A 9062-nucleotide genomic window follows, 5' to 3' on the forward strand; every position below is an offset into this window, starting at 1 on the left:
CGGCGAGTTCGGCCTGCTTCAGACCGGCGTCGGCGCCGTGCACGCAGAGCCCTCCGTGGCCGCCGCCCGGGTAGGGGTCGTGCATCCAGGCGGTCTCGTTCGGCGGCACACCGTCGGCGAACACCTTGACGCCGATCACGGCCAGTCTCGCGGCGTCCACGTCGTCCGGGACGGCGAGCCCCTCCAGACCGGCGGTCACGTCGGCCGCCGAGCCGCCCATGGGGGCGGGCAGCAGCAACACCCGTACCCGCGAAGCCAGTTGCCCCGCGCGGGCCAGCTCGACGTAGGCGTGGAGCGTTCCGGTGTCCAGGCCGCCGCCGAGGATGTCGGCGCCGCCCGGACCGAGCCCCGGCTCCGTGTAGCTGGTGATGCCCAGGGTGTGCAGGGCGGCCACGGCCGTCCGGATCGCCTCCTTGCGCTGGGCCACGGTCACGGGCGGCACCAGTGCCTGGACGAGGGACTGCGCGGTCTCCTTCAGGATGCCGGTGGGCGCTCCCGCGGCGTCCGTCTCGATCACCCCGCCCGCCGGAGACGCGGTGCCGGGGGTGATCCCGGCCAGTTCGAGCGCCCGGGAGTTGGCCCACACCATGTGGCCGGAGAAGTCGGTCAGGCAGACCGGGTGGCGGGGAGCGGCGCCGTCCAGGTCGCCGCGGTGCGGGCGGCGGGCCGGGTCGGCCAGGCACTCCGCCAGGTAGCCGACGTCCCACCCGAGGCCGGTGATCCACTCCCCTTCGGGGGTCCCGGCCGCGGCCTGCCGTACCGCCTCGGTGATGTCGGCGATCGATCCCACGGCGGGGTGGCCGATGTCCAGCGCGAACGGCGGCCTGGTCAGCGCCCACGCGGCACCGTGCAGGTGGGAGTCGTTGATCCCCGGCAGCACGGTCCGGCCGGCCAGGTCGATCACCCGGGTGCCGGGCCCGGCCAGGGCGGTGATCTCCGCGTCGCTTCCCACGGCGAGGATCCGGCCGGCTCGCAGGGCGACCGCCTCGGCGACGGAGAACGCGTCGTTGACGGTCAGCACGTCGCCGCCGGTCAGGATGAGGTCCGCTGTCTCCGGCATGGGATTGGCCTTTCTGACGGGTAACGCTGGGGAGGGTGGAGTGTTTGGGGTCAAACGATGTGAAGGGGGAACGGCGTCGAGGGGAAACGCCGTCGGGGGCTGAGCGATGCGGGGAGCACGTGCTGCGGAGGGGGGGCGGTGCGGAGGGGGCGAGCCACGCGCAGGGTGTGCCGCCCGGGAAGGGGCGGGTGCTCCGGTGGAGCGTCGGCCCGGGGCCGGCGGACGGTGGGACGTCAGAGGTCGAGCACCCTGCGGAGCCAGGACCGGCGCGCCGCCAGAGCGGCCCGGGTCACCTCGTGGTCCGGGGCGAAGACGTCGAAGCCGTGGAAGGCCCCCTGCCAGATGTGCAGTTCGGCCCGGCCCCCCGCCGCCCAGATGCGGGACGCGTACGCCACGTCCTCGTCGCGGAACAGCTCGGCGCTGCCCGCCTCGACGAACGCGGGCGGAAGGCCCGACAGATCGCTCGCGCGGGCGGGGGCGACATGGGCCGGCACATCGGCGCCGGGGTCGCCGGCCTGCTCGCCGAGCAGCGCCTGCCACGCGAGGACGTTCATCGCCCGCCGCCAGGTGCCGCGGTCGGTGTACTGATGGCTGGAGACCGTGGTGTTGCGGTCGTCGAGCATGGGGCAGAGCAGCAACTGCCCGGCCAGGGAGGGCCCCCCGCGCTCCCGCGCCATCAGCGCGACTCCGGCGGAGAGGCCGCCGCCGGCGCTGCCCCCCATGACGACGATGCGACGGGGGTCGACGCCGAGCCCGGCGGCGTGCCGGGACATCCACCGCAGACCGGCGTAGCAGTCCTCCACCGGCCCCGGGCCGGGGTTCTCCGGGGCGAGGCGGTACTCGACGTTGACGGCGACGACTCCCAACTCCTCGACGAGATCGGCGAGGCGGGCGGTGTCCTGGTGGCGGGTCCCGCTGATCATGCCGCCGCCGTGGATGTTGTAGAGACCGGGCACCGGCGGCCCGGGGCGCCGGGGACGCAGCACGGTGACGTCGAGGTCCGGGGCGCCGTCGGGGCCGGGGACCGTCCGCTCCTCGACATCGATCCCACGGGTACCGACGACGTCGGCGACCGACGGCACGGGGATCGCGGCCGAGGCGGCGCGCACCGCCGCGACGGTTTCCAGGGAGGGCTCGCGCCCCTCGTCGCGGGGCATCGCGTCGAGCACCGCGCCGAGCGCCGGATCGAAGGGGACGGGGGTGACGCGCATGGTTCTCCCTCGGACTCATGGGTGATCGAGCGGGTGCGGGCGGTGGGTGGTCACTGCGGTGCGGCGAAGGCGAGGGCTCGCGCGGGATTGTCGACCATGATCGTGCGGATGGCCTCCTCGCTCACCCCGAGGCGGCGCAGGGCGGGCAGGAAGTGCCGGGGGATGTAGTCGTATCCCTGGCCGCCGTACTTCTTGAGCTGGATCTTCTGGCACACGTCGTGGCCGAGCAGGATCTGGTGCGCGTGGCCCCGTTCGATCAGCTCCACGACGCCCCGTACGACCTTGTGGTCGCTGGTGAGGACGAGGTGCCCCCAGGGGCTCCCCGGCGACGTCAGGAAGTCGAACTCCACGAAGACGCCGCGTGCGAGGACGCGTCGTCCGAACGCCGGGTCCGCGATGACGTCCCCGGCGTGGCCCAGGACCACGTTCGAGGCGGCGACGCCCTCCTCCGCGAGGATGTCGAGCACCCGGAACTTGTCCTCGCCGACCCCGCCCACGTGGAAGGTGACCGGGGCGCCCGTCACCCGGCTCGCGCGTCCGCTCGCACGTACGCTCTTGAGTTCGTTGCCGGTCAACGGCACCGTCTCCGCACCGACCTCGCCGATGATCCCCGAACGGATCCGGGTGCCGTCGACTCCGACGGCGACGTCGCGGACGATGGCGTCGGCCAGCTCGTCGACGGTGCGTTCGCCCATGTCCGGGGGGTGGAAGGCCGGGGTGTACCAGCCGCCGCCCATCACGATGTTGAGCCCGCCGGCCCGCGAGAGGCGGAGCAGCGCCTCGGGGTCCCGGCCCAGGCCGGCCGGGGAGACCTCGACCATGGTGCCGCCGCCGCTGCGGACGAAGGCGAGCACCTCCGTGAGCATCTCGTCGTGGTCGCCCAGCACGTCGTTGTCGGTGTTCGGGCGGCCGTGCCGGGTGCGCGCGAGCGTGGCGAGGGTGAGCGGCTCGGCGGCCTCGGGGGAGTCCTCGCCGGGGCGGCGGAAGCCCGGTGGCCGCCGCAGGTCGACGAAGATGTGCTCGTGCATGAGCGTCGCGCCGAGCGTCGACGGGTCCACGGCGCCCGCGACGGTCAGGGCCCGGCCGGCGATGCCCGGGATCTCGAAGGGGTAGCGGCTCACGAGTCGGTCCTCCGGTTCGCGATGGTGAGCAGGTGCCGGGGGTTGCGCACCGTGAGGGACTCGACGAGGGCGTCGTCGGCTCCGAGCATCCTCAGGTAGGGGACGAACTGCTGGAGGACGAAGCCGTAGCCGCCCCCGCCGTAGGCGAGCAGCTGCGCCTTGGTGTGGACGCCCTGGGAGAGCAGGAGCCGTCCGGCGTGGCCCCGGCGGGCGAGTTCCAGTACGGCCGTGGCGACGTCCTGGTCGTCGCTGACGCTGCGCACCGAGGGCAGCCGGCCGAGCTGGTCGAACTGGACGAACACCCCGCGTTCCAGGAGCGGTTCGAGGTCGTCGGGGCGGGGGGAGAGCGCGTCGCAGTGTCCGACGGCCACGCGCGTGAGGTCCGCGCCCTCCTCGGCGAGCAGGTCGAGCACCCGCTGCTGGGTGGCGGCGTCGCCGCAGCGGCCGACCGAGATCGCGGCGCCCGTGGCCGCCGAGGCGACGGCCGCCGCGACCAGGACGGCGCGCTCGGCGGGCTTTCGCGGGTCGAGCGCCCCGAGCCCGCCGATGATGCCCGCCCGCACTCCGTCCACGCCCTCGGTGAGGTCCCGGACGATCTCCTCGGCGAGCGCTTCGGCGGTGAGGCCGGCGGGCGCTCCGGTCCGGGCGGGGTGGTGGCGGCCCGAGCCCATGACGATGTTGAGGCCGGTCGCCTCGGCGATCCGGCGCAGACCGGACGGGCGACGGCCGAGCCCTGCGGTCGTGAGGTCCACCAGCGTGGCGCCGCCGGCGTCCCTGAACGCGGCGGCCTCGCCGGCGGCCGCCTCCTCGTCCCCGAGCAGCCAGTTGTCCCGGTTGGGGGCGCCCATGCCGATGTCGCCGAGGAGGTCCATCGTCAGGGGCGCGAGGTAGAGCCGGCGCCCGCTCGTGGCCGTGGGGCGTGTGCGGCCCAGGGCCGCCCAGGACGCGGCGGTGTCGTCCGGCGGGGCGAAGTCGCTCAGGAGGTGTTCATGGGGGAGTACCGCGCCGAGCGCGTCCGGCGGGACCTCGCCGGTGACGGTGACGACGGTCCCCCCGGACATCTGCGCGGCCATCGGCGCACCCACGGTCGAGTCGGTGGTGGACATGCGGGTCACGATAACAGAAGAGATACCTCATCGTATACGATAATTCGGGGTCCGTCGGCCGGCTCGCTGTCGGCTCGTCGCCGCGCTCCGCCATCGGGCCGTCGGCCGCCGACGCGCACCGGTTCCGCGTCGGGGCCGCCCCGGGTGAGATCGGCCTGCGGCGCGGCCCCTACGGTGCGGTCTGCGACCGGCGCAGCGCGTCAGCGGTCGCGATCTTGTGGGCGCAGGCGACCTGTTCGATCTCCGGCGCCGGTGCGTGGGCCGCGATCAGTTCCAGCAACCGCTCGTGCTCGGCCACGGAGCGGCGCGCCCGGCCCGGTACGTGGGTGAAGGTCGAGCGCCGCATGTGGTCCAGCCGGGCCCACTCGGCCTCCAGGAGGGAGACCAGGTGCGCGTCCGGGCAGTGCTCGTAGAGCGAGAAGTGGAACTCCCGGTTGAGGGCCGTGAAGGCCGTCGGGTCGAAGTCCTCCAGCGCCGTGACCATGCGGGCGTTGACCTTCCGCGACCGCTCGATGTGCTTCGCCGTCATGTGCGGCGCGCAGATCGCGGTCGCGTACCCCTCCAGGCGGGCCAGGACCTGTAGGGAGTGCTCCACCTGCGTGGCGTCGAACACCGCCACCCGCGCGCCGATGTTGCGGACGACCTCGACGAGCCCGTCGGACTGCAGCCGGCGCAGGGCCTCGCGCAGGGGGATCGTGCTGACCCCGGTCTCCTGCGCGAGCTGGCTGAGGACCAGCCGGTATCCCGGTCCGTACGTCCCGTCGAGGATGCGCGAGCGCAGCAGCTCGTAGCTGACCTCGGCCTTCGACCCCTTGGAGCGGGCCTGTTTCTGCGTGGCGGTCATTCCTGTTCCCCTACCTCGGGCCGGGCTGCCGCGGCGCGGCCCCGGCCGTGTACTCGTACGCTCACCCTGCGAGGACTTCCAGGACTGTACGGCGAAACGCGGCGCCGGCGAGAACGCCGTGGTGGTCGCCGGGGACCGTGGTCAGCTCCGCCCCGTCGACGAGGCCGACGACCCGCTCGATCCCGTGGGTCATCATGTCGTCCTCCCCGACGACGAAGGCCGGCGGTGTCTCCCCGGCCCAGGACCGCGGTGCGAAGGGCGTGGCGCGCAGCCCCTCCACGCACAGGGCCAGACCGGCCGCGCGGGCGCCGTGGGCGCGCACCATGCCGGCGATCATCGCGGTGAACGGGTCCGCGGGTTCGGTGCCGTCGGCGACCGCGCGGTGGAGCGCCGCCACGTCCACCGCCTCGAACGGTTCGGCGGGGCTGAGCCCGCCGAGGACGGCCCGGCGCAGCCGGCCGGGCGCCGCCGCGGGCAGCTCCCAGGCGAGCCGGGCGCCCAGCGAGTACCCGACCACGTCGAAGGTCCCGGCGCCCGCCTCGTCCACCACGGCGACCAGGTCCGCGACGAGCCCCGCCGCACCGGCCTCGCCGGCCGCCGACGGGGCCGGGCTGTCCCCGTGGCCCCGCAGGTCGGGCACGATCACCTCGCGTCCGGCCTCCGCCAGCGCGGGGGCCACCCCTGTCTCCACCCAGTCCCGGTGGCCGTCGGACCCGAAGCCGTGCACGAGCAGGACGGGAGGGCCCTCGGCGGGCCGGCCGGGGGTGAACGTACGGACGGCCAGACCGGTTCGGCTCTGCATCTCTGCACCTCTTACATCGAGTTTCGTATACGAATTGCGATTCTACCGGCCCGGTCCGCCTTCGCGCGACGGCGCGCGGCCGGCCCTTCCCTTCCAGATCGTGCATGCTATCGTATACGATTACTGAACCGGTGTAGCCCGGTCCGGTATCAGGAGAGGCCGACCGTCCGCTCCCCGCGCCCCCGCACGCCGGTGCGGACGGACGCCGCCCGTCCTCCACACGCGCGGACCCGGCCCGGCAGGCCGAGCGCAGGAGGAGCCGGCTCGGGCTTCGTACACCGGCCGGATCGCCAGTACCGTAGGGACGACTATGCCGAAGATTATCGACCATGATCAGCGACGGCGGGACATTGTCGCGGTTGCGAAGAAACTCATCATCCAGGGTGGTTTCGAGGCCGCGACCATGCGGAGCATCGTCGCCGAGGCGGGCTTCGCCAACGGTGCGCTCAAGCGCTACTTCCCCAACAAGGACAGCATTGTCGCCGCCACGTTCCAGAGCGTGCTCGCGGAGATGAACGAGCAGATGGTCGCGGGCGATCCGTCCCCCGATCCCCGGGAGGCGCTGCGTCACGACATCGAGGCGACGCTGCCGCTGGACCGGTACCGGATCGACTCCGCCCGCGTGCTGCTCGCCCTGTGGGAGCACTCGGTGACCAACGAGGAACTCGCCTCGCTCTACCGCGAACACCTCCACGACTGGCGCCGGCGGCTCGCCGAGCGGATCGCCGCCGCGCGCGGCAAGGGCGAACCCGCCGACGCGCCCGCGGTGACCGAGCTGGCCGGGGAGGTCATCGGCGTGTCCATCGGCGCCAACGTCACCTCCCTGATGTTCCCCGACGGCGCGCTGATCCCGGAACACCAGGCCTACGTCGACCGGCTGATGCGGAACATCGCCGACTGACCCCCGTACCACGGGTGTTCCCCGGGCCATGACGAAGATACGGAGAAGGATTCTTCATGCATGTGCGAGGCCGGCTTTTCATCGGAGGTGAGTGGACGGCCGCCGCGACCGGGGCGGAGTTCGCCACCCACGACCCCGCCACCGGATCGCTCCTGGGGAGCTGCGCCCAGGCCGGTCAGGCGGACACGGACGCCGCGGTCGACGCGGCACGACAGGCCCTGGGCGACCCCGCCTGGGCCTCGTTGCCCGCGGCCGAACGTGCCCGGCTGCTGTGGCGGGTCGCCGAACTGATCGAGCGCGACGCCGGAGAACTGGCGGAGCTGGAGACCCGTGACCAGGGGCAGCCGCTGGAGGTGGCCCGAGGGGTCAGCGTCGCGGGGGCCGCGGAGCACTTCCGCTACTACGCGGGCTGGGTCACGAAGATCGAAGGAGCGGTCAGCCCGGTCTCCCATCCCGGCACGCTGCACTTCACCCGCCGCGAACCGGTCGGGGTGTGCGCGCTCATCACCCCCTGGAACTTCCCGCTGATGATCGCGGCGTGGAAGATGGCGCCGGCGCTCGCCTGCGGCAACACCGTGATCGTCAAGCCGGCCGAGCAGACTCCGCTGACCACGCTGCGGCTGGTGCGGCTGTGCGAGGAGGCCGGATTCCCCCGGGCGTGGTCAACCTGGTCACCGGAGGGCCCGGGACCGGCCGGAGCCTGGTCGAGCACCCGGGCGTGGACAAGGTCTCCTTCACCGGTTCCACCGAGGTGGGGCAGGAGATCGTCCGGGCCTCGGCGGAGGACCTGAAGCGGGTCACCCTGGAACTCGGCGGCAAGGCGCCCAGCATCATCGCCCGGGACGCCGACATCGACGCCGCCGTCGAGGGCAATGTGCGCGGTGCGCTGCTCAACAGCGGGCAGGTCTGCGCCGCCTACGCGCGCTTCTACGTGGACCGCCTGCGGGCGGACGAGTTCACCGAGAAGCTCGCGGCCGCCGTCGCCGCACTGCGTCTGGGCCCCGGGCTGACCCCCGGCACCCAGCTGGGGCCCCTGGTGACCGACGAGCACCTGCGCCGGGTGGAGGCCCTGGTGGAGCAGGGCGTCACCGAGGGGGCCGAGCTGGTCACCGGGGGAGCGCGCGCCGGCGGCCCCCTGGAGTCCGGCCACTTCTACCGGCCCACCGTTCTGACCGGAGTGCACGACCGGATGGCCATAGCCCGGCAGGAGGTCTTCGGCCCCGTGCTGCCGGTGCTCACCTACGAGGACGAGGACGAACTGGCGGCGCGGGCCAACGACACCCGGTACGGACTGGCCGCCGCGGTCTGGACCCAGGACCTGTCGACCGCCCACCGGCTCGCGGCGGACATCCACGCGGGCGCGGTGTTCGTCAACATGCCGGCGATACCCGACCCGGCCGCGCCCTGGGGAGGGTTCGGGGCCAGCGGCTGGGGGCGGGAGATGGGCTCGCACGCCCTGGACGTGTTCACCGAGACCAAGGGCGTGTGGATCCACCATGGCTGACCACCGGGGGCCGGGCGGCGCAGGGCCGGCCGCCCCTTCGAACGGGAGGAGAGCGCGATGACCCAGCAGACCGCGGACCACGAGGGTGTCAGGTCCGCCGTGGAGGCCTACGTGGCGGCGGTGCGTGCCGCGGACCCCGAGGCCGTCCGGGCCGCTTTCCGCCCGGACGCGTACATGTGGGGCTACCTCGGCCCGCAGCTCGTGTCCGCGCCGATCGAGGCGTTCTGCGAGGTGGTCGCGGCCGACGCGGACCCCGGCGCGTGGACCCCGGCCTACACGTACGCCATCCGCTCGGTCGAGGTGAGCGGGGACGTGGCGGTCGCGGTGCTCGACGAGTCGGGCTACCAGGGCCACGACTTCACCGACCACTTCTCCCTGGTACGGGAGGACGGGGTGTGGCGGATCGCGGGCAAGACGTTCTTCCGCCGCGACCCGGACTGACCGCGGAAGGCAATCAGGGTCTCGTCCAGCGGGAAGAAACTGCGGCCCTGCTTGAAGCGGATCTCGATGGTG

At 73.4% G+C, this 9062-nt stretch carries 8 protein-coding genes and 1 pseudogene; 3 read left to right on the plus strand and 6 right to left on the minus strand.

From position 1 onward, the window contains the following. From AB0917_RS32005 to AB0917_RS32030, 6 genes are all read right to left on the minus strand, one after another. A partial coding sequence (locus tag AB0917_RS32005; protein WP_366823217.1) for an amidohydrolase family protein occupies window positions 1-1060 on the minus strand: 1060 nt, incomplete at its 3' end. 233 nt (window positions 1061-1293) lie between these two features. Further along, the gene (locus AB0917_RS32010; RefSeq protein WP_366823218.1) at window positions 1294-2271 is read right to left on the minus strand and encodes an alpha/beta hydrolase; all 978 of its coding nucleotides are present in this window, start codon (window positions 2269-2271) and stop codon (window positions 1294-1296) included. Between the two features lie 50 nt (window positions 2272-2321). After that, window positions 2322-3392 carry an aryldialkylphosphatase gene (locus tag AB0917_RS32015; protein WP_366823219.1) on the minus strand — a complete coding sequence of 357 codons (1071 nt, stop codon included), beginning with the start codon at window positions 3390-3392 and terminating at the stop codon, window positions 2322-2324. After that, window positions 3389-4498: a phosphotriesterase gene (locus AB0917_RS32020; protein WP_366823220.1), complete on the minus strand. Its 1110-nt coding sequence runs from the start codon at window positions 4496-4498 to the stop codon at window positions 3389-3391. Before AB0917_RS32020 ends, AB0917_RS32015 begins: the two co-directional genes overlap by 4 nt. A gap of 169 nt (window positions 4499-4667) precedes the next feature. Then, window positions 4668-5342, minus strand: a complete 675-nt coding sequence (locus tag AB0917_RS32025) for a GntR family transcriptional regulator (protein WP_366823221.1) — start codon at window positions 5340-5342, stop codon at window positions 4668-4670. Window positions 5343-5403: 61 nt separating this feature from the next. Further along, window positions 5404-6144 (minus strand): alpha/beta hydrolase, encoded by a 741-nt coding sequence (locus AB0917_RS32030; RefSeq protein WP_366823222.1) that lies wholly within the window; start codon window positions 6142-6144, stop codon window positions 5404-5406. Between the two features lie 310 nt (window positions 6145-6454). On the opposite strand from AB0917_RS32030, the gene AB0917_RS32035 reads away from it, so the two are divergent. The 3 genes and pseudogenes from AB0917_RS32035 (at window position 6455) to AB0917_RS32045 (ending at window position 8990) form a co-directional block, all read left to right on the plus strand. Continuing rightward, window positions 6455-7045, plus strand: a complete 591-nt coding sequence (locus tag AB0917_RS32035) for a TetR/AcrR family transcriptional regulator (RefSeq protein ID WP_366823223.1) — start codon at window positions 6455-6457, stop codon at window positions 7043-7045. Between the two features lie 56 nt (window positions 7046-7101). Continuing rightward, window positions 7102-8549, plus strand: a pseudogene (locus AB0917_RS32040) (aldehyde dehydrogenase family protein). 57 nt (window positions 8550-8606) lie between these two features. Beyond that, entirely contained in the window at window positions 8607-8990 is a 384-nt protein-coding gene (locus AB0917_RS32045) for a nuclear transport factor 2 family protein (protein ID WP_366823224.1), read from the plus strand. The last annotated feature ends 72 nt before the right edge of the window (window positions 8991-9062 follow it).

The sequence above is a fragment of the Streptomyces sp. NPDC007346 genome (assembly GCF_040703535.1).
GTDB lineage: Bacteria > Actinomycetota > Actinomycetes > Streptomycetales > Streptomycetaceae > Streptomyces.

Bases quoted from the DNA above. Each gene is read 5' to 3' on its own strand.
- AB0917_RS32010 (WP_366823218.1), bottom strand. From the start codon at position 2,271: ATGCGCGTCACCCCCGTCCCCTTCGATCCGGCGCTCGGCGCGGTGCTC.
- AB0917_RS32020 (WP_366823220.1), bottom strand. From the start codon at position 4,498: ATGTCCACCACCGACTCGACCGTGGGTGCGCCGATGGCCGCGCAGATG.
- AB0917_RS32025 (WP_366823221.1), bottom strand. From the start codon at position 5,342: ATGACCGCCACGCAGAAACAGGCCCGCTCCAAGGGGTCGAAGGCCGAG.
- AB0917_RS32030 (WP_366823222.1), bottom strand. From the start codon at position 6,144: ATGCAGAGCCGAACCGGTCTGGCCGTCCGTACGTTCACCCCCGGCCGG.
- AB0917_RS32035 (WP_366823223.1), top strand. From the start codon at position 6,455: ATGCCGAAGATTATCGACCATGATCAGCGACGGCGGGACATTGTCGCG.
- AB0917_RS32045 (WP_366823224.1), top strand. From the start codon at position 8,607: ATGACCCAGCAGACCGCGGACCACGAGGGTGTCAGGTCCGCCGTGGAG.